Raw genomic sequence first — 23,873 nt, 5'->3', positions numbered from 1 at the left:
ATCAACAAATTAGTTAACAGTGTCGGGTTGGTAGCTTTTTAAAATACTGAGAATTTGGGCGCAACCCTCCTCGATTTCTTTCATTGAGATGGTCAAAGGTGGTGATATTCTCACAGCTTTGGCCTCAAACAAAAGCCAAAAAAGTATTAAACCCTTTTTAGCGGCTTCAAGTACCAAATAATCGGCAACTTCCTTGCTTTCCAATATTGGGGCAAGCATTAATCCTTTGCCCCTAATTTCTTTTATTAAGGGATGTTTCAACAGTTTTCGGAACAATTTTTCTTTTTCCAGCGTTTGTGGAATAAGGTCTGTTTCGGTGATTTCTTTTAGTGTTGCCAAACTTGCCGCAGCAATCACGGGATTCCCTCCAAAAGTAGTGATATGGCCAAATTTTGGCTTCTCTTTTAAATCTGCCATAAGTTCTTTTGATGCCACAAAAGCTCCCACTGGCATACCTGAAGCCATTCCTTTTCCAATGACCAAGATATCAGGCGGACAATTAAAGTGTTCAAAAGCGAACAACTTACCTGTACGGCCAAAACCTGGCTGTATTTCGTCCAAAATCAACAAAGCGCCGACTTCGCTGCAACGCTTTCTTACTTTTTCTAAGTAACCGTTCTCGGGTAATATGAACCCAGCTCCACCTTGAATGGTTTCCAAGACCACGGCAGCGGTTTTCTTGGTAATGTTGCCCAGTTCTTCTTCCACATTAAATTGGATGAACCTAACATCTGGAATCAATGGACGAAAGGCACTTTTGCGTTCTTCCAGTCCCATAAGGCTCAAACTGCCCATGGTGTTGCCATGATAGGCATTTTTTGCGGCAATAATTTGTGAGCGACCTGTGTGTCTACGTGCCAATTTAATGGCTCCTTCCATAGCTTCGGTGCCAGAATTGACCAAATAGGTAGTATTCAGGTTGTCGGGTAGATGTGCCGCCAATAATTTTGAAAATTCCACAGCGGGTTTCTGAACATACTCGCCATAGACCATTACGTGCATATATTGGTCTACCTGTGTTTTTATAGCGTCCACAATTTTCGGGTGACAATGTCCTAAACTACATGTAGATACCCCGGCCACAAAATCCAAATGGGCATTGCCATCTTGGTCGTAGATGTAGCTACCCTTGGCACGGGAAACTTCCAAGGCCAATGGGTGGGTGGAAGTTTGGGCTTGGTATGTGAAAAAGTCGTTTTTGGACATTATGGGGTCTGTGCTTTCTTTTTAAGAACGGGCTTTTTGGGTTTTACAGCCTTGTTATTGGGTGCATTTATAGGGTCGTTCTGGTTTTTCTGCCGTTCGTTTTCCTCTGCATCAATATCAATAGGGTTGTCTATTCCCCTAATTTTAACTAGTTCAATATTGTTGTCGTCTTCATCAAAAATTTCTTCTTTGGACATAATCCGTTCATCGCCACGCCAAACAAAGCCTTTTAATTTTCGGCTTTCCACAGGCAAATCGGTCTCTGGGAATATGTCCCCATCAGGATTAACAAAAAAGGTGATGTCCTCAATGTCGTTATTGGCCATGAGCAATCGAATCTTACTGCAGATGGTTTTGTCTATACCTACAAGTTCTTCATCATCGTTGTAGACGTAATAAATGACCTCGGTGTTTTGAACCAAGTCGATAATTTTGAGCTCATTTTCGATAAACTTGCCAAAGAGGTTTTTACCCTTGGCTTGATTGTACCCAGTTCCGCTAATGGTATCCAGCGAAATAATGAAGGCATTCTCAATCACTTTTAGCGAATCCAATTTATCGGTCTCCATATCGGATATCAAATGAATGCTATCACCGGTAATTTGATTGTCCACATTCCATAAAATCGGGTCTGTGATCAATTGGGTGATTCCTGTTTTCTCATCAAAATGTATGGAATCGCATTTACCGCTCAAATCAGTTTTATAGAATTTGGCATTCCTGAAAGCCCTGAGAATGCGCTCTTCCTCTTTGCCAGTAACCATTAAGGTGTCGCCGTGCATGTAGAGGGAGTCTTTTTGCACTAGGCTGATGGAAACCGCCCTTTTGGTGGCAAAAACTGAATCTTTGGCCTTGTGCACCTCGGCATAATGGGCTCTGATCACTCCATTGTTGATGGTATCCGTAATCTGGATGTTGTTGGTGGCGGAAGCAAATTCAGTGGCTTTGTCAAAATAAAGGCTGTCTCCTTCAATGATTTTGTTGTCGTAATCAATACGGGTGTTTTTGATGCCGTAGCCTTGTTCTATTTTGGTGTCGTAGAACCCACGTTCGCAATATATTTTATATTCTTCGCCTGTGATTGTCGATGGACCGTACATGTAGGCATTCTTAGAGGTAGTGTAGTAGTCCAATTGCTCGGAGTCGATAATATAATCAGGATTGTCTATGTGTACGTTTCGCTGAAACTGATACTTTTTCGGGGTCATAAAATAAGTACCGACCTTGCTGGTAAGCACGTTGGCGGAATCTACCACTTTCCCTCCTGAATTGTAGTACGCCTGTTGTTTTTCGCGATCAAAATAAAGGGTGTCCGTGGTCAAGGTCATCTGACCGTTGGTGAGGTCCACATTCTCCCAGGCCTTGGCCAAGCTGGTATTGCCATTCCAATCCAGTTTCGCACTGTTCATTTCTATGGAATCTCCTTGCTGTAATCGAATGTTGCCAATGGCCTTTAAGCGATTCTCCTCGGCATAAAAAATAGCAATATCGCACCAAAGGTCGGCACCTTGGTGTTCAAACTGTACTTGTCGCTCATCGTCTTTGCTGAAAATGGAGGCACCTGGGTACTGAGCCTCGTCCTTGGTGAAGTTGGCTCCGTAAACAATATTTATTTGCCTTTCTCCTTTGGGTTCTTGTTCTTGGGCAAAAACGCTAAAAGCGGCCAAAAATAGAATGAAAAATGAAATGCTTTTCAAGTTCATGAAATTTTGCCCAAAAGTAGGATTTTTAACGGACGTGGCATATACCGTTTAGAAAGCTTTGGGATTTCTATGCCAAATGGTTGCAGGTTTAGCGGGTTTTATCTTCTGCGTTTCAAGGTCAATGTAATTTGGCCACAATGGTAGGTGTTGTGATAAAGAACCTTCTTTGCCCTGTAATTTATTGGTTTAGATATGCAGAGTACATCCAAATGAGCTTTTCCTGTTCACGGATGTAATCGCTCATCAAGGCATTGGTACCCTCATCGTTGGAATCGCCGGCCATTTCTAAAAGTTCTCTCTCCAAAGGTAACAGCACTTCATATCCATTTAGGATTGCCTGAACAGCTTCCTTGCCGTTTGATACATTTTTTGCAGCTTTAATCTTGGATAGCGCTGAATAATCGGCATAGTTATGTAATGGGGTAAAGCCCAAGGTCAAGATTCTTTCAGCGACCTCATCAATTTTTATTAATGAATCGTTGTAGAGTTCTTCGAACTTTGCGTGAAGTTCAAAAAACTTTTCGCCCTTAATGTTCCAATGGAATCCACGGGCGTTCATGTAGAATATTTGATAGTTTGCCAAAAGCTCGTTTAGCTTGTCGGATAAATCGCTGGATACCTTTTTATCGAGTCCTATTTGATTGAGTTTATCAGTCATGTCGCTTTATTTTTAAATTGAATTAAAGATAAAGCAAATGTCTTGCACTTAAAGTGATATAAGTCACATAAGGCAATGCCTTAGATGCTGGAAAAACTACTTTTGTAGCTTACCTATGAATAGTTTGAAGCCTGTCCGGACCTACTGAAACTATCTTAATTGGTACGTTCAATTGCTCTTCCAAGAACGTGATATAGTCGTTTAGGGCAGCTGGTAACTCCTCTGCCTTTGTAAGTTTGGTGAGGTCTTTGGCCCAACCTTTCATTTCGGTGTAAACAGGTGTTACATATTCCTCTTCGATATTGTAGGGCAAATGTTGAATTTCCTCTCCCTTGTATTTGTAGGCCGTACAAACCTTGATGGTTTCAAAACCGCTTAAAACATCGGCTTTCATCATCATAAGCTCGGTTACCCCATTAATTTGAACGGCATATTTTAGGGCGACTAAATCCAGCCAACCACACCGTCTTGGTCTTCCCGTGGTGGCACCAAATTCGTTGCCTATTTTTGCCATTCTTGCTCCATCCTCATCAAAAAGCTCTGTGGGGAACGGTCCGCTGCCTACTCGGGTGGTATAGGCCTTGAATATTCCCAAAACTCTTTCAATTTTATTGGGCGCTACGCCCAATCCGGTACAAGCGCCGGCTGCCGTAGTGTTGGATGATGTTACAAAAGGATAAGTTCCGAAATCAATATCCAATAAAGAGCCTTGGGCGCCTTCGGCCAAAATCTTTTTGCCTTCTGCTTGGGCTTTAAAAATGTACTCCTCACTGTCTATAAAGGTCAATTTTTTAAGCGTTTCCACACCTTCACAGAATTCTGCTTCAAGTTCGGCCAAATTGTATTGGATGTCCACATTATAAAAATCGATCATGGCCTCGTGCTTGTTTGCCAGGGCACGGTATTTTGTTTTCCAGTCCTCAAATTCCAAATCCCCAACACGCATACCATTACGGCCTGTTTTGTCCATATAAGTTGGGCCAATGCCCTTAAGGGTGGAACCAATTTTGGCCTTGCCTTTGGAAGCTTCGGAAGCGGCATCCAACAAACGGTGTGTTGGGAGAATCAAGTGGGCTTTTCTGGATATAAACAGTTTGGATTCAATATCAATATTAAATTGTTCCAAGTTGTCCAGTTCTTTTTTGAAGATAACGGGGTCTATCACAACTCCGTTCCCCACAACGTTTATGGCGTTCTTATGAAAAATCCCGGAGGGAATCGTATGCAAAACGTGTTTTATGCCATCAAATTCCAAGGTGTGGCCAGCGTTGGGCCCCCCTTGAAATCGGGCTATAATATCGTATTCCTTGGTCAGTACATCAACAATTTTTCCTTTTCCTTCGTCTCCCCATTGGAGTCCAAGCAATAAATCTACCATGTAATGTTCGGGTTATTCAGTTAGGTTTTTTTCTTTGTTTCGAGTTCCGTAGAAATATAATGAGTGATTGTTGATCTTAATGTCAAAAACCTCTTCAATTGTTTTTTTGATGGATTGTATGCGCGGGTCGCAAAACTCCACTACTTCACCTGTATCGGTCAAGATAACGTGATCGTGCTGACGGTCGAAATATGACTTTTCGTACTGTGCCTGGTTTTTGCCAAATTGATGCTTGCGTACCAATTTGCTCTCCAACAAAAGCTCTATGGTATTGTAGAGGGTGGCACGGCTTACCCTGTAGTTTTTTGTTTTCATTTTAATGTAGAGGGATTCCACATCAAAATGATCGTCACTTTCGTAAATTTCCTGTAAAATGGCGTAGCGTTCAGGGGTTTTGCGGTGTCCTTTTTCCTCAAGGAATGTAGTGAACACATTTTTTACAATTTCCTGATTTTTATTGTTTCCCATGGCTTTCTACCTATGCTAAGGCACAAAGGTACAGTTAAAAATTAAATTCTGGTTACTTTATCTATCCCTTCGACCTGCTTTAAACTGTTCATCAATCTTTTAAGGATGTTATTGTTTTTTACAACCAAAGTGATTTTTCCTTTAAAGGTGCCTCCATCTGCACTAAAGTTAAGGTTGCGCATATTTACGTGCATGTTTTCTGAGATAATCTTGGTGATGTCCTTCACCAACCCCATATTATCGATACCCGTGATTTTGATATCCACCGAAAATTCTTCCTGTGTGGAATCTATCCATTTGGCACTTATGATCCGGTAGGCATAGTTGGATTGTAGCGAGATGGCATTTGGGCAATTTTTCTTATGTACTTTTATGCCATCAGTTACACTTACAAAACCAAAGACATCGTCGCCAGGAATAGGGTTGCAGCATTGGGACAATTTATAGTTGAGCCTTTCTTCCTCCTTTCCAAATACAAGTAAATCGTACTTGGTGGTAATCTCGTTTTTATCAACATCTTTTGGGGCAGGGGTTTTACGCATCCTGTTCTTAAAGAAATTGATAAAGGCATTATGATAGGAAGAAGAGAAATCCTTCAGCTTATCGTTGTCAATAACCCCGATGCCCACTCTGTAGAACAAGTCTAAGCTCGTCTTTAATTTGAAGAAAGTTACCAGTTTGTTGATGGTATCTTCGTTCAGGTTGATTTTTTGCGCTTTTAGCTTGCGTCGCAATATCTCCTTTCCTTCTTCGGCAACCTCTTTTTTCTCTTCGCTAAGCGATGATTTTATTTTGGAGCGTGCTCGCGCTGTTTCGGCATAATCCAACCAGTTTTGGGTGGGTTTGGCACTTTCCGAAGTTATGATTTCCACTTGGTCCCCACTGCGCAGTTCGGTGCCTAAAGGAACTAGTTTGCCATTTACTTTGGCACCACGGGTCCTTAAACCAATTTCGGTGTGAATGTTGAACGCAAAGTCCAGTGCCGTTGCACCCTTCGGCATGGATTTTAAATCTCCTTTGGGGGTAAAGACAAATATTTCTTTGGAGTATAGGTTCAGTTTGAACTCTTCAACAAAATCAACAGCATTGCCATTGGCACTTTCCAGTGCTTCCTGTAATTTGTTCAGCCATTCTTCTATACCTTGTTCTTTTTGTGCCCCGTGCTTGTATTTAAAGTGTGCCGCATAGCCTTTTTCGGCGATTTCGTGCATGCGCTCACTTCTGATTTGTACCTCTACCCATTTGCCCTTGGGTCCCATTACCGTAATGTGTAGCGCTTCGTAACCAGTGGATTTTGGTGAGGTGATCCAGTCACGTAATCGGATTGGGTTGGGAGTGAAGTGGTCGGTAACAATGGAATAGATTTTCCAAGCGAGGAACTTCTCGTTTTTTCTATCGGATTTGTAAATGATCCGAATCGCGAATTTATCGTAGACTTCGTCAAAAGTAACATTTTGGGTCTTCATCTTCTTGCGAATGGAGAAGATGGACTTCATTCGGCCTTTGATGTAGTAATTCAGTCCTTCCTTGTCCAAGGATGTCCGGATTACGTTGGCAAAATCTTCGATATAGGCCGAACTTTCCTCCTCTGTCCCTTCTATTTTGGCCTGAATGTCATTGTATACCTCAGGCTCCGTGTATTTTAAAGAAAGGTCTTCCAGGTGAGTCTTAATGTTGTACAAACCTATCCGGTGCGCCAAAGGAGCGTAGATGTAAAGCGTTTCAGAGGCGATTTTTACCTGTTTATGCTCGGGCATGGATTCCATGGTGAGCATATTGTGGTAACGATCTGCAATCTTAATAATGATTACCCGAACATCATCATGCAAGGTCAGCAGCATTTTTCTAAAGTTCTCTGCTTGCTGACTAATGTCTTTGTCCTTCTTCAGGTGGGCAATTTTGGTGAGTCCGTCCACAATTCGGGCAACGGTCTCGCCAAACATCCGCTCAATATCAGCCAAAGTATATGGCGTGTCTTCAACTACATCATGGAGTAGGGCAGAGGCAATGGAAACGGCATCCAGGCCAATTTTAGACGCTACGATCTTGGCCACGGCAATCGGGTGGAAAATATACGCTTCCCCTGATTTACGTCGCTGATCTTTATGGGCATCCACGGCCACGTCAAACGCAGAACGAATCAGCTTCTTGTCCTCATCCGTCAGCGTTTGGTAGCTTATGCGAAGTAATTCTTTGTACTGCTTCGCAATCTCCTTGTTCTCTTTTTCAATAGCAGCCTCTGTCATAGTATTTTAAATTTACTACAATCTTATTATCTAAACAACAAAAACTATGCCTTTAGGTTTCGGATACGTTCCACCAGCGGTGGGTGGGAGTAGTGCACAAAAACATAGGCGGGGTGTGGCGTTAAGTTGCTCAAGCTTTTTTTGGACAACTTTTTTAAGGAAGATACCAGCGGTGTTGCGGCAAATGTAGTTTTGGCAAAATCGTCGGCTTGAAACTCGAATTTTCTCGATAAATAGTTCATGACCAAACCAGTGATTTCGGAGATTGGGCTGTACAACAGGGCAAAGCCTACCAGGGCAGCATGGAAACTTGGTGTGGATACCCCAATGGCCAAAGATATTTCAGGATGGTTGATGAACAAGGATAAAATAAACAATGTTAATCCAGTCGTCAACAGTGATACGATAAGGTTAACGATAATGTGTTTGCGTTTATAGTGACCTACTTCGTGAGCCAATACTGCCACAATTTCATCTTCGCTCAAATCATTGATCAGCGTATCAAATAATGTGATGCGTTTTTCTTTTCCAAAGCCCGAAAAATAAGCATTTGCCTTTGTGGAACGCTTGGAGCCATCGATTACAAAGATGTTTTGGAGTTCAAAGCCCACTTTCTGGGCATAGTTTTCAATCGAACTTTTTAAGCTACCTTCTTGCAAGGGCGTTTGTTTGTTGAAAAGCGGAACAATTAGTCGACTATAAAACAAATTGATGAAAAGGATAACCACGGCAACCATAGCCCATGCATAAATCCAAAAATTGGGTCCGGTAGACTGGTAAAACAGCATAAATAGGGTCAGAATACCACCTCCTAAAATAATGGTGAGGATTCCGCCTTTTAATTTGTCCGATAAAAAAATGGATTTAGTGGTCTTGTTGAATCCGTATTGTTCTTCAATAACAAAAGTTCGGTAGTACGAAAATGGCAATCCTAAAATAGAGCTCCCCAACATAATGATTCCGAAGAAAATCAAAGCCATTGGAATGGGTTCGTCGGTGATGGAGCGAGTGAGTTGGTCCACCCATTCAAAACCTCCAAACGACAGAAAACATACTGTCAAAACCAGAGAGAATCCATCGGAAATCAATCCAAACTTGTAGTTGGTCCGTTTGTATTGCTGCGATTTTCGATATTCGTTCTCATCATAAATATCGGCAAGTTCCTGGGGCAGTGTTGATTTGAAACGCTTGGCATTCAGGTACTCCAAATATTGGTGAGCCAAATATTGAACCACAAGGATGGCCAGTATTACGTAAAAGAGTAAATTTTTTTCCATAGTTTAAAATCCGCGCTGGCGCTTCGCCTCAAATATAAGTATTGCAGCGGATACCGAAACATTCATGGAGTCTATTTCTCCCTGCATCGGTATAATTATGTTTTGGTCGGAATTTTTAAGCCAATTTTCGGTTAATCCAGTAGCCTCCGTACCCATAACTAGGGCCGAAGCGGCTTTAAAATCACAATCCACATAATTTTTGGAAGCGGTTAAGGCAGCACAGTAAATTTTGATTTGGTTGGTTTGTAAAAAAGTAATGATTTCGTCCGTAGTTCCCACGCCTATTTGGTTGGTAAAAAGGCAACCTACGCTGGAACGTATAATGTTTGGACTATATAGGTCAGACTTGGGGTTTGCTATTAAAACGGCGTCCACGGCGGCCGCATCAGCGGTTCGCAAAAGGGCACCAATATTTCCTGGTTTTTCAGGAGCTTCGGCGACCAGCACCAAAGGTGTTTTATTCTTAAAACTAATATACTCCAATGCATGGTCTTTGGTCAGCATTAAGCCAAGAACACCTTCTGTAGTGCCTCTGTGTGCAATTTTGTTGTAAACGCCTTCGGAGACTTGGATAATTTCTGGATTGGAAGCTTTGATAAACGATTCAATAGTAGCGGAGTCCATAATTTCGGGACAAAAAAGTAGTGATTGTAGCATGTAACCGCCTTTTTGGGCCAATTCAATTTCCCGTTGTCCCTCTACAACAAAAAGCCCGGTCTTTTTTCGTTCACGGGATTTTTCTTTCAGTTGAAGAACTTTTTTCACCAAAGGATTTTGGACACTACTAATCAATTTAGGTTCCATACGCATGGTAAAAATAGCCATTCCTGTAATTATAAAAAGGGGTTTTCGACCAATTGATAAAATTCATATCATGAACAAATTAACCATTCTACTTTTAATTTTAGGCATTTCTGCCTGCAAACAAAACACGAAACCCACAAAACTTGAAGAACCTGTTCAGCAGGAAATTTCCGAATCCAAAACGAAGTACCCAGATGCCATGGTCAAAGTTTTTGATGCGCATGGAGGTTTGGAGCAATGGAAAAAGCAACGAACATTGTCTTATGTACTTCCAAAACCTGAGTTGTCCGAAACACATACTATTGACTTGTGGTCCAGAAGGGATAGAATCGACACCGAACAATTTTCAATGGGATTTGATAGTGAAAAAGCGTGGCTTTTGGATACAGATGAAAACTACAAAGGTGACGCAGGATTTTACCATAATTTGATGTTCTATTTTTATGCAATGCCCTTTGTATTGGCAGATGATGGCATTATCTATTCTGAAGCTGAAGCCATATCATACAACGGAAAAAGATATCCAGGGATACAAATAGCTTATGAGTCTGGAGTTGGTGCCTCATCTAAAGATGAGTACTACATCCATTTTGATCCAGAGACGTATCAAATGACTTGGTTAGGCTATACCGTTACTTACCGAACAGGAGAAAGCTCGGACAATGTAAGATGGATCAATTATGGGAATTGGCAAGATGTGGACGGGTTATTACTCCCAAAATCCATTACATGGCACAAATATGAAGAGCGAAAAATCAAAGAGCCTGCAAGTACGGTCACTTTTGAAGAAGTTACCTTAAGTGAGGCTTCCAAACCTAAAGCGTTTTATGCAAAACCAGAGAGTGGAGCGTTTGTTCCGGTAAAATAAATTAATAACACAAAACAAAAACGGCGCTTGAAAGGGCGCCGTTTTTTTTTTTGGAATCTATTGTCCTTCTTTTTCTCTTTCGTATTTGCCCATATACCGTTTCCAAAGTTCGGTTTGGTGGGTTTCCAAGGAAATGTCCCTGCCATCAATATAGGCTTTGGTGAGTTTATTGGTGCGCATGTCCAACGCATCTCCTTCAGAAATAAAGAGCGTGGCACTTTTGCCTTCCTCTAAAGTTCCGTACATATCATCAATACCTAAAATTTTGGCTGTATTGCCCGTAAGTAGCTGTAAGGCGGTTTCTTTGTCAAGTCCTTGAGCTACTGTTTGGCCTGCGTAAAAGGCAAGGTTCCTGGCTTGGAAATTGGCGGCATCCTCATTTTGAAGACCTACCAAAAGACCAGCGTCCAACAATAATTTTGGTAATTTGTAGGTGATGTCGTAATCATCATCATCAAAACTTGGTAGGGCGTGTGTACGTTCCACTAAAACGGCAACATCATTTTCTTTTAGAAAATCAGCTATTTTGTTGGCTTTATATCCTCCTACAATTACAACGTTTTTTACGCTCATTTCTTTGGCCATGGTCACAGCATCGGTCATTTCCTTTTCACCGTTGGCATGAATGTATAAGCGTTGGGATCCATCAAAAAGGCCTTGCATGGCAGCAAATGGGAGGTTTTTCTCCTTTTCTGCTGCTTTTCCGTAAGCTAATGAGTTTTGAAAAAAGAGCTTGATGTCATCCATTTCCTTACCGTACTCTTTGTTGGGGATATAACCTCTTTCTTCGCCCATCCACCAACGGCCTCTTCTAAAAAAGTTGGGCCAGTTCATGTGGATGCCATCGTCTGTTTTTACGGCAGCGTCTTCCCAGTTCCATGCATCAAACTGAACAATACTGGAAGTCCCGGAAATGGTTCCGCCCTGTGGGGTTACCTGTCCAATTAGGACACCGTTGGGACGCATACTTTCCACAACCTTGGATTCTGCGTTATAGGCTATCAAACTACGAATATGTGGAATCATTTCGCCAATCTCATCTTGGTCGTCACTTGCCCTAACGGCATCAACTTCTACCAAACCAAGGGATTTGGATGGTGCGATAAAACCAGGATATACATGTCTGCCTTCGGCATTGATCATGGTTCCGATAGTTGGAGTCATAATGTCGGCGCCAATGGCAGTAATTTTTCCATCTTTAAAAATGATGGTACAATTTTCTATAACCTCTCCATTACCAATGTGGGCCGTGGCTCCGATAATGGCAACTTGTTCGGATTGAGGCGGAGCAGGGGTTTGCTGTGCGTTCAATGAAACCCCAAAAACAATTGCTATGATTAAAAATATTTTTTTCATGGTCTATTTTTTAAAGGGTGTCACAATTAAACTCTTCTTTTTTGCTTTGAACGGGAGTACGGGTTTTTTCGCCATTTTTCTTTTCGTTCAACATCATTCCAATCAATTGGTTTCTTTCCTTTTTGATGTATTCTCGTAGCATTTTGTCCTTTTCCAAGTCAAAATAAACTTTCCCTTCGATCAAAGTTTTTTCAGCTTTGGCGTAAACTGATAGCGGATGTTCGCTCCACAGCACCACATCTGCATCCTTCCCTTCCTCGATACTTCCTACACGGTCGTCCAAGTGAAGCAATTTGGCAGGATTCAAGGTTACGGTTTTCCAAGCTTCAATTTCTGACATACCTCCGTATTTTACGGTTTTGGCGGCTTCTTGGTTCAATCTTCTGGACATTTCCGCATCATCACTGTTAATGGCCACGGTAACGCCTTGACTTGCCATGATAGCGGCATTGTAAGGAATAGCATCATTTACTTCATATTTGTATGCCCACCAGTCACTGAATGTACCTCCGCCAACACCGTGCTCGGCCATTTTATCGGCTACTTTGTAACCTTCCAAAATGTGGGTGAAGGTGTTCACGCGGAAATCAAATTTCTCAGCGACTTTCATCATCATGTTGATTTCGCTCTGTACATAGGAGTGGCAAGAAATAAATCGTTCTCCGTTCAAGATTTCGGCCAATGTTTCCATTTCTTCATCGTGACGGTACGGCTCTCCGCTTTTTTTCTTGGCATCATATTCCTTGGCGCGTTGGAAATAATCGGTATACACCTGCTCAACACCCATTCTTGTTTGTGGAAAACGGGAATAACTGCCCCAGTTGGACTGCTTCACGTTTTCTCCCAAGGCAAACTTGATGAACTTAGGTGAGTTGTCGAATACCATATTCTTGGCACTTTCTCCCCATTTCAATCTAAAAATAGCAGATTGTCCACCGATAGGGTTGGCGGAACCGTGAAGCAATTGAGCGGTAGTAACTCCACCGGCCAAATCGCGGTAAATGGCAACGTCCTCGGGATCGATAACATCTTCCATACGTACTTCTGCGGAAGAATTGTGGCCTCCTTCGTTAATGGCCAATGCGGCAATATGGGTGTGCTCATCAATTATTCCTGCAGTAAGGTGCTTCCCTGTGGCGTCCACCACGGTAGCTCCTCCGGCACGTAAATCTGTACCTACTTTAGAAATTTTACCGTTTTTAATCAGTACGTCGGTGTTTTCCAAAATGCTTTCACCGGTCCAAACGGTCGCATTTTTGAATAGGATATTTTCTTGTTCTGGCTTTTTCTTGAAACCATAACCAACATTAGGGTAGGTCAAAGCCATTAATTCTGGTTTTTCAGCGGCCTCTTCGTCTTTGGATTTTTCTTTAAAAGATGAAGTCTTGGTCATTGTTGCCGAAGTTTCATCGCCATTGGGAAGAACCACGGTTCCTTTAATGGTTTTAGTGTCTGGCAAGACATGGGCAACCATGCGGTAAGAACCTACTTTATCTTCACTAAAAGAAATATTCAACCAATCGGCGGAATAATCTATTTTGGAATCTACAGTTTTGTCACCTTTTTTGATTTCTGCCTTTGGTTTATCGGCCTCTCCTGTCAATGAAACAGTATAAGTGCTTCCGTTTACTGCAAGATTGTAGTCACCACGGATATCAGTGACATCCATGCGCTCGATACTATTTTTGTTTCCTTGCACCCAGTTTTCATAAAGCGTGGTCTCTTTATCAAAAATATCTCCTGAAGTAATCAAGAAGTTGGCTTGGCTTCCAGCTTGCAATGATCCTATTTCGGTGGATTTACCCAAGATTTGAGCAGGAATAGTGGTCAAAGCTTCCAAAGCCTTGGTTTTGGATAGACCATAAGTAATGGCCTTCATGATTTTTCCCTTCAACTCTTTGGGGGATTTAAGTCCGTGCAGCGTTATGGAGAAATCTACGCCATTATCTGCCAACACTTTTGGATTGGATGGAGCCAAGTTCCAATGTCTCATATCTTTCAAAGCAATGTATTTTGCTTGGTAAGGGTTGGATACATCGAATGCATCTGGAAAATCCAACGGAAGGATTAATTTGGCGTTTGTGGCTTTTATGTCCTCAATACGCTCGTACTCATCTCCTCCGGCCAATATGGTATACTGAATTCCGAAGAGGTCACCAATTTTGTCAGCTCTTAAAACGTTGCCGTTATCCCCAGCTGCATAGATTTGTGTTAATCCCTTGTTGTTGATAAGTGCTTCCAAAGAACGGTCTTTGGTATCCACATTGCCTTTGCTATACCAGTCCATATCATAATACAACTGACGCATCAAGGCCATGGCCCCCATTAAGGAACCTGGGTAAGATTGTCTTGATGCTCTGCTCTTCTCAAAAGAAAAGTATTGTGCTGATTTGTCCGAAAGGATTCGTTGTGCTTCGGATGCTTCATCGTTTAATGCTACCAAAAGTCCTGTTCCTCTGGCAATACCATCTTCAATGTGTGCATTGATGGCCCCAAAACCTGCATTTCGGAGTTCTTTGGCTTTTTTCTCATCATAAGTAAAACTATTGATGGCATCGTTCTCTGGCATAATATGGTCGTTCCAGTAGAATCCTTCCCTGGATGGGCCATATTGTGCTGATCTTCCGCCACCGCTGGCTTTTTCGGGAAGTTTTACGCCAAATCCAGAGAATACATCGATGAATGATGGGTAGATGGATTTTCCATCAAGGTTTTCTACAACAGCATTTTTGGGAATGCTTACGGATTTGCCCGCTTGTACCACTTTGCCGTTTTGAATCAGCAAGGTACCGTTATTGATAACTTCCGTGGGAGTTACATAGATCTTGGCATTGGTGAATGCCGTGTAATTGTTGTTCTTCTTTGCCTTTACGCCATCATTTTTTGGAAAGTAGTCCTGCGCAAACAAAGAAACACTGCCCATGAAGAGCAACAGTGCTAAAAGTTTAAGTTTCATAAGGTTTAAATTGAATTAGTCGGTTTAAAGATAACCTTTGTAGCAGGACTCTACAAGTTTCAATCCTGCTGAAAATATTGTTTTCGGTGGTTAATGATGAGCCCAACTACGGCATTGTAACTTTTTATGCCATCCTTTTGGTTGTTCACCTTTAAAAAAGTGTTGAACACGGATTTAAAGATGGGTTCCATAGGGTTCTCATATTTTTCCCAAAATTCCCGTAGTTCATTAAAATTTTCTTTCACTCCCGGGTTAATGGTGGTCACAAGTGCATTGTATTGCTCCTCGTCTTTATGGTAAAGGTCTGTGAGGCAATATCCTAGAGCATGATTGTAAGCAGAATACTTAAAATATGGGTCTTTGCTTTGCGAGGTGACCAAATACCCGATAAAATTGGTAGCTCCTTCTGCGGAATAACCCAATTGATGACCTACTTCGTGGCCGCTAACGGTGGGCAATCTAAATTTTGGGGTAATCCCGTTTACCTGTGCCTCGTTGGTAAAAGGGTTTAGGTAGCCGCCGTATCCCATAAAAGTGAGTGGAATACTGTATATGGAAGACTTTAGACTGCGGTGTTCGTATCCAAAATCGGGGTATTGCTTTGCAAAGTTCCCGTAGGCCTCTTCCGTTTTTGAGAAGATTTCCTTTTTGGAGTAGGGTATATGTACAGGAGATACGGTATCTCCTGTTAACTCAAATTGATACTGGTTTGTTTTTTCGACAATGTATCGAGTTAAATCAACCAATTCGTCAACGGTATATTCACGTTCAATGCTCAATTTCCAGTTGATGGGTTGACGGTGGTAATTCATTCCCCAAAGCAGATGAAAGGCAAAATAAACGATGGAAAGTACCACAGCAATATCCTTTAAGAACAATAGAGGTTTCCTTTTGATGCTTTTCCAATGTTTGTAAACGTATCGAATTGCCAAAATGGCGAGTGCTGTGTAGATTAAATCTCCAAATGAAAATGGAATCCAGCCGAACAAAATCCTTAAAAAACCTGAAATATTGGGATATACGCCATTGCTGTAATACTCTTCAACAAAGTTGGGGTAGCTGCTGAGCCACTTTACCAATAGTATTTGTATTGGCAGGGCAATAGCAATTATGGTCTTGATTTTTTGTCCCATCAAAAATGAAAGCAATGTGTTGTGAGATTCCGTGCCGAGCATGGAATACATAAAAAAACCGCACGGAAAAGTACGGTTTTTTAAAAATAATATTATAACCTTATTATTGGATTCCCACGATTTCAATATCAAAAACCAGAGTGGAACCACCGGGAATAGGGCCGTAGTCGTTATCTCCGTAGCCCAAGTGTGGCGGAATGAACAAACGGACTTTATCTCCTACCTTCATGGTCAACAATCCTTCACGGAAACCTGCTGCCAACTGGGCATCTGGGCTGTAATCCATAGGGAAAGGTGTGTAACCGCCTTGATCTCTTCTTCCAGGGTTCAATTGGTTGAATTGCTCGGCAATTTCTTGAATATTACTATCAAACAAATCACCATTGAACAACCATCCCGCATAGTTGACCAATACTTTTTGACCTACTTTGGGCTGCTCTCCCTCTCCTTCTTCCAAAGTCAAAATGCGCAAGCCACTGGAAGTTTCTTCGGCTTCGTTGATTTGTTCCGTAAACTGAGCGGCCAGATCTTCTTTCATTTTTTTGAATGCTTCTTCGGCGGCTTTGGCTTCCTCAAAGTAATCGCTCATAATTTGAACGGCGTCAAACTGTCGAGCTTCCTTGCCATTGCGAACAATTTCCACATGATCCATTACAATATCGGTAGTTGGCTTGTCGCCAGCTCCAGTTTCTACATTGGCAATGGTGTCCACTACATCCATACCAGCGACTACTTCACCAAAAACGGTGTGTTTGTCATCCAGCCATGGCGTTGCTTTGTGTGTGATAAAAAATTGACTACTGTTTGTCTTGGGACCTCTGTTGGCCATAGAAAGGATTCCTTTTTTGGAGTGCCTCAAAGAATCGTCGAACTCATCTTTAAAGGTATACCCTATGTTTCCGCTTCCTGTCCCGGTTGGGTCTCCCCCCTGAATCATAAAATCCTTGATGATTCTGTGAAAAACAATCCCGTCATAGAATTTTTTGTCCTTGTACTCGTCATTAACAAATGGGTTTTTGCCTTCGGCCAAGGATACAAAGTTGGCCACGGTAACAGGGGTCTTTTTGTATTCCAATTGGATGATGATATCTCCTTTTGTAGTCTGGATATCGGCAAAAATGCCATCGCCCAAATCCGCATACTTGCTCGATTTACATCCTATGATCACTAGGAGAAATACGGGTATGATATAAAATAATTTCTTCATTGCTTATGAATTTAGTTTAAACTGTCGTTATCTATTATGATTGTATGTAATTCTACTGATGATTTAAGCGGGGTTTTTGGTCCAATGGCCTTGTTGTCGCCTTGATAGCCATAGGCTAGGGGAGATGGGAACAAAAATGTGGCCTTCTCGTTTATTTTTAAAAGTTTCAGGGCATTTTGAAGCCCGGGAAACAGTTGTTGTTTATCTATGACGTAAGAGGTTGGCCCTATTTCTTCGGCAGTGTAAATGGTGTCGTTGTTCAAGCTCATCAAATTATAGGAAAACAAAATTTGGTCTCCCGTTTTTAATTGATATGTTGCCGTATCGTTCTTAGAATCGTAATAGTACCAAAATCCATCTGGACTGGACAGGTATTCGTGAATTGTATCCTTGGAAATGATTTCTTGAATGGCTTCTTCCTCTGCGGCCAATAGTTTTTTGGTGCGTTCAATGGACTCTTTATAAAAACTACCCGATTTAACTTCCACCGGTTTTCTTGGTTCTGGACCCCCGCAGCTCATTAGGATTGCAGTCAACAGTACAGCTAGAAAAAATCTCATGGGTTCAATTTACTTTTATAGGTTTTCAAAATCTCATTGAATTTGGAGATGGTCTCCTCCATGCTCACTTCACTTCTTCCACCGGCAGCATTGGTATGTCCTCCCCCGTTAAAATGTGCCCTTGCAAATTCGTTAACGGAAAAATCCCCAACGGAGCGCAAGGAGATCTTGATAATGCCTTCTTCGCGATTTTCAATAAAAATGAGCGCAAAAATAATACCTTCCAAAGTTAGCCCATAATTTACGAAGCCCTCGGTATCCCCCTTTTTAAAATCGTATTGGTCCAATTCATCTTGGCTAAGGGTAATGTACGCCGTTCTATATTCGGGCAGAATCACCATATTGCCCAAGGCAACACCCAACAAATGCAAACGTGAGGGCGAATTGGTGTCAAAAACTTTTTGGTGGATCTTCATGTTGTCGGCACCTTTATCGATAAGTTCGGCCACCACGCGGTGCGTTTTGCTCGAAGTTGAACGGTACTTAAAAGAACCTGTATCAGTCATAATGCCCGTGTACAAATTCGTTGCCATATCGGCATCAATAAGTTCGGTTTCACCCAAAAAGTTGATGAAGTTGTAGACCATTTCACAGGTAGAGCTCATCGAAACATCAGAATAGGTCACCTTGGCATAATCACTCGGCTGTTGGTGATGATCTATCATAATAAAATCAGCCTCCGCTTCTTGCAAAACGGCTTCCATTTGCCCAACGCGGGAAAGGTCATTAAAATCCAAGGTGAAAATTACGGAAGCTTCGTTAATGGCCTCCTTGGCCTTTGGATTTTCCCTTTCAAAATTGATGACGGTATCGTTCCATGGCATCCATTTCAGGAATTTAGGATAGTCATTGGGTGCAACCACCTGCACCGTGTGCCCCGTCGCTTTTAGAAATCCATAGAGTGCCAAACAGGAACCCATAGCATCGCCGTCAGGGTTTCTGTGGGGTATAATGGCTATCTTCTGAGGTTGGGAAAGAATCGACTTTACTGTCTTGATATCCGCTGAATTCATGCGGCCAAATATACAATAATATAATATAGAGGTAACTTGGTTTATCCCTATTTTTGGTTATTCAAAAGTGTACTATGAAGCAATTTTATATTTTCCTGACCGTCCTGTTTCTGTTTTCATCATGTAAACAGAAAGCAGATAAAACGGTAAAAGCTAAAGAGGAACCAACACCTGATTTTGTTGTGGCCTTTGGGTCGTGCAATATGTCGCAAGAACCCAATCCTTTTTGGGACGATATTTTGGATGAAAACCCCAACCTGTGGATTTGGGGCGGCGATATTGTCTACGCAGATACGGATGATGTGGAAAGATTGAGGTCTATTTATGCGATGCAGGACACCGTTGCAGGCTATGCTGAATTGAAAAAAGAAGTACCTATAATTGGAACATGGGACGATCACGATTTTGGTTTAAATGATGGAGGCTCTGATTTTGCTATAAAGGCAGAAAGCCAGCAGGTCTTTTTGAACTTTATGGGCGTGCCAGAGGATAGTGAAAGAAGGAATCAAGAGGGGGTGTATGCTTCTCACGAATATGAGGTTTCTGCTGGAAAAGTAAAGGTAATTGTGTTGGACACCCGCTACTTTAGAAGTGAACTCATCAAAGATGAGGATTCCGAAAAACGATATAAACCCACTACGGATTCCACCGCAACTGTACTTGGGGAAGTGCAATGGCAATGGTTGGAGAACCAACTTAAGGATTCTGATGCCGATTTCAATTTGATTATGTCCAGTATTCAGGTGCTTTCTGGGGAACATGGTTTTGAAACTTGGGGCAATTTTCCTTTGGAAGTGCAAAAACTGGAACACTTGATTGTTGAATCAAAAGCCAAGGGGGTGATTATCCTGTCTGGTGATCGCCATATTTCGGAATTCTCCAGAGCCGATGTTGCCGACCTTGCTTATCCTTTAGTGGATTTTACCAGCAGCGGACTTACCCATTCGTACTCAAGTTTTAGTGGCGAGCCCAATCAGTATCGCGTAGGGGAGGTGGTTTCCGATAAAAGTTATGGTGTCATCAACCTAAATTTTGAAAATAAAGAGGCCGAATTCAAGATTATGGGGGACAACGGAGTCGTGCTCCAAGAGTTAAAACAAAGCTATTGAGCCTTGTACCTTGGGCGAAAAAGCTTAAGTTTGCGCAAAATTTAAAAAAATGACTGGAAATAGAACATTTACCATGATTAAGCCTGATGCCGTTGAAAACGGGTATATTGGTGCAATTTTGGATAAAATTACGGCTGCTGGTTTTAAGATTGTGGCCATGAAGTTTACACAATTGAGCACTAGGGATGCCGAAATATTCTATGCCATACACAAAGAGCGTCCATTTTTTGGTGAATTGGTGGAATTTATGACAAGAGGGCCAATCGTTGCCGCCATCTTGGAAAAAGACAATGCAGTGGATGATTTCCGTGCATTGATCGGGGCAACCAACCCCGAGGAAGCTGCTGAGGGAACCATCAGGAAATTGTATGCTGCCAGTATTGGAGAGAATGCAGTGCACGGTTCCGATAGTGATGAAAACGCTGCTATAGAAGGTGCTTTCCACTTTTCAGGTAGGGAAATATACTAAACCAGATATACAATATTTAATTGAAGCCACCCAAAAAGGTGGCTTTTTTTATTTATTCCGTACTTGTTGCGGAATCTCTTAAAAAAGAGATGAGATGCTGAAACGGGTTCAGCATGACGAAAGGTTTTATCTTAGGACCAACTTCTTCACCAGTTCCTTGCCTAACTCCTCATTGATCATTTTAATGATTTTGGATTTGCCCAAACTCAATTCCTCCCGTAGAACCGAAGAGGAGAGCGAGATAAAGAGCGTTTCGTTCCTTAGTTCAACGGCAGTGGTGTAGTTGTTTACCCCATTGCCCATAAGTTTTACCCACGCCTCTCTGGTATCTACCCTGTCCATACCTTTTTGGAGTTTGTTCTCTTGGATAAACTCGCTCAAAGCTTCGCTTAATGGTATATGTGAGCTATGTCGTTTGGCCATTACTTTGGAATTTTGATAGGTTCAAAGCGTTTGTATTTGTAGGTTACCCCTTCTTGGTTGATTACCGAAAAGGTCAATGAGTCCAACTGCACCAATTTTTCTTCCCACTCACTGAATTCACTTGTGTAATGAAGGGTGATGGTTTCATTTAGGTTGGATATGCTAAAATCTTCCACGTCATTTGAAGTATCGTAAGTGCCATCGAACCGGGGCTGCATCTTTTTGCGGTAACCTTTCCCATCTTCAAACTTTATAAAATCAATGCTGGTATTTACTGCATATTGTTTTTTGCTTCCATCAGGAAATTCTACCTCCGAAATTTCCCAGTATCCATTCAAATAACGCAAATCATCTTTATTTACGGATGAATCATTACAGCTCCACAGCACCAAAATCAATAATAAGGTAAGTATTCGTCTCATGATACTACAAGGTAAATATTTTATAGCTCTGATGGATGTTTTTGACCACATTTTCAGTTCGGTCAGCATGGGTGTCACTAATGAAAATCTGTCCAAAATTGTCATCTTTTACTAACCCAACGATGTGGGACACTCGGTTTTCGTCCAGTTTGTCAAAAATATCATCCAACAATAAAATGGGTGTGGTATCGGCCAGTTTCTTTATAAAATGAAATTGTGCTAGTTTCAATGCAATCAAGAAGGATTTTTGTTGACCTTGACTCCCAAATTTTTTAATGGGGTGTCCCGCAATGGTAAAGCTGAGGTCGTCTTTATGAACGCCGACCGAGGTGTATTGCAACGCTCTGTCTTTTTCAATATTCTTTTCCAAGAGATTCTGAAGTGTGTCATCGCTCAACTGACTTTCGTAGGAGAGGTCGATTTGCTCGTCTTTCTCGGAGATATTTTGATACTGTTCCTTGAAAATGGGCAGAAAGGAACCGATAAACTCAACCCTTTTTTGATGGATGGCCGTTCCCAAGGTATTCATTTGCTCGTTGTAAATACTCAGGGTGTCGCGGTCAAAGGTGCGGTTGGCGGCAAAATATTTAAGCAAGGAATTCCGCTGTGCGACTACTTTATTGTACTTGATGAGGTTTTGCAGATATACTTTGTCCGATTGCGAAATGACCCCGTCCATAAACTTCCTTCGGGTCTCGCTCCCTTCCAAAATAAGGTCACGGTCGGATGGTGAAATGATGACCAAGGGCAAAAAACCGATGTGTTCAGAGAACTTTTCATAGGGTTTATCGTTGCGTTTGATTACTTTTTTGGTCCCCTTTTTAAAAGAACAAAGTATTTTTTCCGTTCTGTTGAGCTTCTCAAATTCACCTTCGACCACAAAAAATTCCGTGCCGTGTTTTATGTTTTGTGTGGACACAGGATTAAAATAGCTTTTACCAAAGCATAAATGGTAAATAGCGTCCAAAACATTGGTCTTTCCCACTCCGTTATCGCCCACCAAACAGTTGATCACAGGGTCGAATTCCAGCGTCTTGGAATCGAAATTCTTGTAATTGACTAAGGATAAATGTCTTAAAAACATAAAAAGTTAGAGAAACAATTAGGATTTAAAAAGGTAGCCCTCCAAAACGGGATTCCAAAAATAACGAATAAATAACCTTTTGGTTTTGGATAAAAACTTTATTTTTGCGCGACCAATTAAATGACGGATGGCAACATACAAGAAGAGAGGCTTTAAGCCAAAAAATAAGGAAGAGGAAGCTCAGTTAGATGAACACGACAGCACAACCGCTGAAGTTTTCAACACTTTGGACGAAAGTGCCTCCAAAACCGAAGAGTGGGTTCAGAAGAACCAAAACTACATTTTAGGCGTTATTGGTGTAATTGCCGTGGGTGTTTTGGCCTATCTGGGTTACCACCAATTTATCCAGAATCCAAAAGAAGCTACCGCTGCAAACGAACTTTTTTACCCACAACAATATTTTGACCAAGCCTTAGCAAGTGAAACAGAGAAAGATTCTTTGTTCACTTTGGCATTGAACGGCGCTCAGGGTAAGTATGGTTTCTTGGATATTATCGAGGAATACAGCGGTACCAAAGCAGCGAACTTGGCCAAATATTCAGCAGGTATGACCTACTTGAACCTGAAACAATATGATCAAGCCATTGAACATTTGGAAGGATTTTCTTCTGATGACGACATTATGGGAGCTATGGCCAAAGGTGGAATTGGAGATGCTTTCTCACAATTGAACCAGCCTGAAGACGCATTGGATTATTACGAAAAAGCCGTTGCACACAGCGATAACGAGTTTACTGCACCAAGATTTTTACACAAAGCTGGTGTTGTAGCCTTGGAACTCGGGGAAAAAAGCAAAGCTTTAGGGTACTTTGAGCGCATCAAAGAAGAATATCCAAACTCACAAGAAGCCAATGGTGTTGATGCCCTAATTGGGTTGGCGCAAAACTAAACCATGGCCACAGAGAACAAAAACTTATCCGTTTACGATAAAAGCAAAATCCCAAATGCGAAGCACCTTCGGTTTGGGATTGTTGTTTCTGAATGGAACGGCGAAATTACCGAAGCACTATATGATGGTGCCGAAGAAGCTTTAGTGGATTGCGGGGCACTTCCTGAAAATGTGCTTCGATGGAACGTACCTGGAAGTTTTGAACTGACCTTTGGTTGCAAAAAAATAATTCAAACGGAAAAAGTTGATGCCGTTATAGCCATAGGTAGTGTTATCCGTGGCGAAACCAGTCATTTTGATTTCGTATGCAGTGCAACAGCACAAGGTATCAAGGATTTAAACGTGGCGTATGATGTTCCCGTGATATTTTGTGTGTTGACGGATGATAACATTGAGCAATCCAAAGCTAGAAGCGGGGGTAAACACGGAAACAAAGGAACTGAAGCTGCCATTGCCGCCATTCAAATGGCTGTTCTGGGCAAGTAAAAGCTCAAAGTTCAAGTTCAAAAATATCAAGAACAAGTTCAATGCTTCGGCAATCCAACTTCCGAACATCCAAGAATCCAACAAGTCCAATTATCCGGTTGCCCAAGTATCTAGATAGCTGTTAACATTTTTTGGGACAAACGCCCAACCCTTTTTTT

Annotated in this window: 22 protein-coding genes; 5 read left to right on the top strand and 17 right to left on the bottom strand. The window is 41.7% G+C overall.

Annotation, left to right across the window (positions count from 1 at the left end):
• Window positions 1–9: 9 nt before the first annotated feature.
• The 8 genes from MURRU_RS01410 to MURRU_RS01375 all read right to left on the bottom strand — a co-directional run bounded on the left by MURRU_RS01410 (window position 10) and on the right by MURRU_RS01375 (window position 9,761).
• Window positions 10–1,206 carry an aspartate aminotransferase family protein gene (locus MURRU_RS01410; RefSeq protein WP_014031623.1) on the bottom strand — a complete coding sequence of 399 codons (1,197 nt, stop codon included), beginning with the start codon at window positions 1,204–1,206 and terminating at the stop codon, window positions 10–12.
• Entirely contained in the window at window positions 1,206–2,909 is a 1,704-nt protein-coding gene (locus MURRU_RS01405) for an OstA-like protein (protein WP_014031622.1), read from the bottom strand. The genes MURRU_RS01410 and MURRU_RS01405 overlap by 1 nt, the downstream gene beginning before the upstream one ends.
• 178 nt (window positions 2,910–3,087) lie before the next feature.
• Window positions 3,088–3,567: a Dps family protein gene (locus MURRU_RS01400; RefSeq protein ID WP_014031621.1), complete on the bottom strand. Its 480-nt coding sequence runs from the start codon at window positions 3,565–3,567 to the stop codon at window positions 3,088–3,090.
• 109 nt (window positions 3,568–3,676) lie between these two features.
• Window positions 3,677–4,945, bottom strand: coding sequence for an adenylosuccinate synthase (locus MURRU_RS01395; RefSeq protein ID WP_014031620.1), 1,269 nt, complete (start codon window positions 4,943–4,945; stop codon window positions 3,677–3,679).
• 12 nt (window positions 4,946–4,957) lie between these two features.
• Window positions 4,958–5,413 (bottom strand): Fur family transcriptional regulator, encoded by a 456-nt coding sequence (locus tag MURRU_RS01390; RefSeq protein WP_014031619.1) that lies wholly within the window; start codon window positions 5,411–5,413, stop codon window positions 4,958–4,960.
• Between the two features lie 41 nt (window positions 5,414–5,454).
• The gene (locus tag MURRU_RS01385; protein ID WP_014031618.1) at window positions 5,455–7,659 is read right to left on the bottom strand and encodes a RelA/SpoT family protein; all 2,205 of its coding nucleotides are present in this window, start codon (window positions 7,657–7,659) and stop codon (window positions 5,455–5,457) included.
• Window positions 7,660–7,703: 44 nt separating this feature from the next.
• Window positions 7,704–8,936, bottom strand: a complete 1,233-nt coding sequence (locus MURRU_RS01380) for a M48 family metallopeptidase (RefSeq protein WP_014031617.1) — start codon at window positions 8,934–8,936, stop codon at window positions 7,704–7,706.
• 3 nt (window positions 8,937–8,939) lie between these two features.
• A complete protein-coding gene (locus tag MURRU_RS01375; RefSeq protein WP_014031616.1) occupies window positions 8,940–9,761 on the bottom strand; it encodes a TrmH family RNA methyltransferase in 822 nt (273 codons plus the stop codon).
• 49 nt (window positions 9,762–9,810) lie between these two features.
• Here MURRU_RS01375 and MURRU_RS01370 point away from each other — a divergent pair, with 49 nt between their 5' ends.
• Window positions 9,811–10,608, top strand: coding sequence for a DUF6503 family protein (locus MURRU_RS01370; protein WP_014031615.1), 798 nt, complete (start codon window positions 9,811–9,813; stop codon window positions 10,606–10,608).
• A gap of 57 nt (window positions 10,609–10,665) precedes the next feature.
• Here the strand turns inward: MURRU_RS01370 and MURRU_RS01365 are convergent, their stop codons facing one another.
• From MURRU_RS01365 to MURRU_RS01340, 6 genes are all read right to left on the bottom strand, one after another.
• The gene (locus MURRU_RS01365) at window positions 10,666–11,964 is read right to left on the bottom strand and encodes an amidohydrolase family protein (protein WP_014031614.1); all 1,299 of its coding nucleotides are present in this window, start codon (window positions 11,962–11,964) and stop codon (window positions 10,666–10,668) included.
• Window positions 11,965–11,974: 10 nt separating this feature from the next.
• The gene (locus MURRU_RS01360; RefSeq protein ID WP_014031613.1) at window positions 11,975–14,920 is read right to left on the bottom strand and encodes an amidohydrolase family protein; all 2,946 of its coding nucleotides are present in this window, start codon (window positions 14,918–14,920) and stop codon (window positions 11,975–11,977) included.
• A 59-nt stretch (window positions 14,921–14,979) separates the two neighbouring features.
• The gene (locus MURRU_RS01355) at window positions 14,980–16,053 is read right to left on the bottom strand and encodes a DUF3810 domain-containing protein (protein WP_041801722.1); all 1,074 of its coding nucleotides are present in this window, start codon (window positions 16,051–16,053) and stop codon (window positions 14,980–14,982) included.
• A 103-nt stretch (window positions 16,054–16,156) separates the two neighbouring features.
• Complete coding sequence (locus MURRU_RS01350; RefSeq protein ID WP_014031611.1) at window positions 16,157–17,260, bottom strand: peptidylprolyl isomerase; 1,104 nt, start codon at window positions 17,258–17,260, stop codon at window positions 16,157–16,159.
• Window positions 17,261–17,271: 11 nt separating this feature from the next.
• Window positions 17,272–17,820 (bottom strand): gliding motility-associated peptidyl-prolyl isomerase GldI, encoded by a 549-nt coding sequence (gldI, locus tag MURRU_RS01345; protein WP_014031610.1) that lies wholly within the window; start codon window positions 17,818–17,820, stop codon window positions 17,272–17,274.
• Window positions 17,817–18,833 (bottom strand): DHH family phosphoesterase, encoded by a 1,017-nt coding sequence (locus tag MURRU_RS01340; RefSeq protein WP_014031609.1) that lies wholly within the window; start codon window positions 18,831–18,833, stop codon window positions 17,817–17,819. The genes gldI and MURRU_RS01340 overlap by 4 nt, the downstream gene beginning before the upstream one ends.
• Window positions 18,834–18,907: 74 nt before the next feature.
• Between MURRU_RS01340 and MURRU_RS01335 the strand changes: the two genes are divergently transcribed.
• Window positions 18,908–19,942, top strand: a complete 1,035-nt coding sequence (locus MURRU_RS01335; RefSeq protein ID WP_014031608.1) for an alkaline phosphatase D family protein — start codon at window positions 18,908–18,910, stop codon at window positions 19,940–19,942.
• 49 nt (window positions 19,943–19,991) lie between these two features.
• Window positions 19,992–20,411 carry a nucleoside-diphosphate kinase gene (locus tag MURRU_RS01330; RefSeq protein ID WP_014031607.1) on the top strand — a complete coding sequence of 140 codons (420 nt, stop codon included), beginning with the start codon at window positions 19,992–19,994 and terminating at the stop codon, window positions 20,409–20,411.
• A 126-nt stretch (window positions 20,412–20,537) separates the two neighbouring features.
• Here MURRU_RS01330 and MURRU_RS01325 read toward each other — a convergent pair whose 3' ends face one another.
• The 3 genes from MURRU_RS01325 to recF are packed head-to-tail and all read right to left on the bottom strand — an operon-like array spanning window position 20,538 to window position 22,340.
• The gene (locus MURRU_RS01325; RefSeq protein WP_014031606.1) at window positions 20,538–20,834 is read right to left on the bottom strand and encodes a DciA family protein; all 297 of its coding nucleotides are present in this window, start codon (window positions 20,832–20,834) and stop codon (window positions 20,538–20,540) included.
• Window positions 20,834–21,256, bottom strand: a complete 423-nt coding sequence (locus MURRU_RS01320; protein WP_014031605.1) for a hypothetical protein — start codon at window positions 21,254–21,256, stop codon at window positions 20,834–20,836. The genes MURRU_RS01325 and MURRU_RS01320 overlap by 1 nt, the downstream gene beginning before the upstream one ends.
• Window positions 21,257–21,260: 4 nt before the next feature.
• Entirely contained in the window at window positions 21,261–22,340 is a 1,080-nt protein-coding gene (gene recF / locus MURRU_RS01315) for a DNA replication/repair protein RecF (protein ID WP_014031604.1), read from the bottom strand.
• A 127-nt stretch (window positions 22,341–22,467) separates the two neighbouring features.
• Here recF and MURRU_RS01310 point away from each other — a divergent pair, with 127 nt between their 5' ends.
• Both MURRU_RS01310 and ribH read left to right on the top strand, forming a co-directional pair.
• Window positions 22,468–23,229: a tetratricopeptide repeat protein gene (locus MURRU_RS01310; RefSeq protein WP_014031603.1), complete on the top strand. Its 762-nt coding sequence runs from the start codon at window positions 22,468–22,470 to the stop codon at window positions 23,227–23,229.
• Between the two features lie 3 nt (window positions 23,230–23,232).
• Window positions 23,233–23,715, top strand: a complete 483-nt coding sequence (gene ribH / locus MURRU_RS01305) for a 6,7-dimethyl-8-ribityllumazine synthase (protein WP_014031602.1) — start codon at window positions 23,233–23,235, stop codon at window positions 23,713–23,715.
• Window positions 23,716–23,873 lie beyond the last annotated feature (158 nt).

Source organism: Allomuricauda ruestringensis DSM 13258 (assembly GCF_000224085.1).
Taxonomy (GTDB): Bacteria; Bacteroidota; Bacteroidia; order Flavobacteriales; family Flavobacteriaceae; genus Flagellimonas; species Flagellimonas ruestringensis.
The sequence above is the reverse complement of the archived record's forward strand: the minus strand, read 5'-3'. Positions and strand labels throughout refer to the sequence as shown.

Coding starts and splice junctions, on each gene's coding strand:
- MURRU_RS01395 (WP_014031620.1), bottom strand. CDS start 4,945: ATGGTAGATTTATTGCTTGGACTCCAATGGGGAGACGAAGGAAAAGGA.
- MURRU_RS01405 (WP_014031622.1), bottom strand. CDS start 2,909: ATGAACTTGAAAAGCATTTCATTTTTCATTCTATTTTTGGCCGCTTTT.
- MURRU_RS01385 (WP_014031618.1), bottom strand. CDS start 7,659: ATGACAGAGGCTGCTATTGAAAAAGAGAACAAGGAGATTGCGAAGCAG.
- MURRU_RS01340 (WP_014031609.1), bottom strand. CDS start 18,833: ATGAATTCAGCGGATATCAAGACAGTAAAGTCGATTCTTTCCCAACCT.
- MURRU_RS01370 (WP_014031615.1), top strand. CDS start 9,811: ATGAACAAATTAACCATTCTACTTTTAATTTTAGGCATTTCTGCCTGC.
- MURRU_RS01410 (WP_014031623.1), bottom strand. CDS start 1,206: ATGTCCAAAAACGACTTTTTCACATACCAAGCCCAAACTTCCACCCAC.
- ribH (WP_014031602.1), top strand. CDS start 23,233: ATGGCCACAGAGAACAAAAACTTATCCGTTTACGATAAAAGCAAAATC.
- MURRU_RS01350 (WP_014031611.1), bottom strand. CDS start 17,260: ATGAAGAAATTATTTTATATCATACCCGTATTTCTCCTAGTGATCATA.
- recF (WP_014031604.1), bottom strand. CDS start 22,340: ATGTTTTTAAGACATTTATCCTTAGTCAATTACAAGAATTTCGATTCC.
- MURRU_RS01355 (WP_041801722.1), bottom strand. CDS start 16,053: ATGGGACAAAAAATCAAGACCATAATTGCTATTGCCCTGCCAATACAA.
- MURRU_RS01320 (WP_014031605.1), bottom strand. CDS start 21,256: ATGAGACGAATACTTACCTTATTATTGATTTTGGTGCTGTGGAGCTGT.
- MURRU_RS01375 (WP_014031616.1), bottom strand. CDS start 9,761: ATGGCTATTTTTACCATGCGTATGGAACCTAAATTGATTAGTAGTGTC.
- MURRU_RS01335 (WP_014031608.1), top strand. CDS start 18,908: ATGAAGCAATTTTATATTTTCCTGACCGTCCTGTTTCTGTTTTCATCA.
- MURRU_RS01330 (WP_014031607.1), top strand. CDS start 19,992: ATGACTGGAAATAGAACATTTACCATGATTAAGCCTGATGCCGTTGAA.
- gldI (WP_014031610.1), bottom strand. CDS start 17,820: ATGAGATTTTTTCTAGCTGTACTGTTGACTGCAATCCTAATGAGCTGC.
- MURRU_RS01390 (WP_014031619.1), bottom strand. CDS start 5,413: ATGGGAAACAATAAAAATCAGGAAATTGTAAAAAATGTGTTCACTACA.
- MURRU_RS01365 (WP_014031614.1), bottom strand. CDS start 11,964: ATGAAAAAAATATTTTTAATCATAGCAATTGTTTTTGGGGTTTCATTG.
- MURRU_RS01360 (WP_014031613.1), bottom strand. CDS start 14,920: ATGAAACTTAAACTTTTAGCACTGTTGCTCTTCATGGGCAGTGTTTCT.
- MURRU_RS01380 (WP_014031617.1), bottom strand. CDS start 8,936: ATGGAAAAAAATTTACTCTTTTACGTAATACTGGCCATCCTTGTGGTT.
- MURRU_RS01310 (WP_014031603.1), top strand. CDS start 22,468: ATGGCAACATACAAGAAGAGAGGCTTTAAGCCAAAAAATAAGGAAGAG.
- MURRU_RS01325 (WP_014031606.1), bottom strand. CDS start 20,834: ATGGCCAAACGACATAGCTCACATATACCATTAAGCGAAGCTTTGAGC.
- MURRU_RS01400 (WP_014031621.1), bottom strand. CDS start 3,567: ATGACTGATAAACTCAATCAAATAGGACTCGATAAAAAGGTATCCAGC.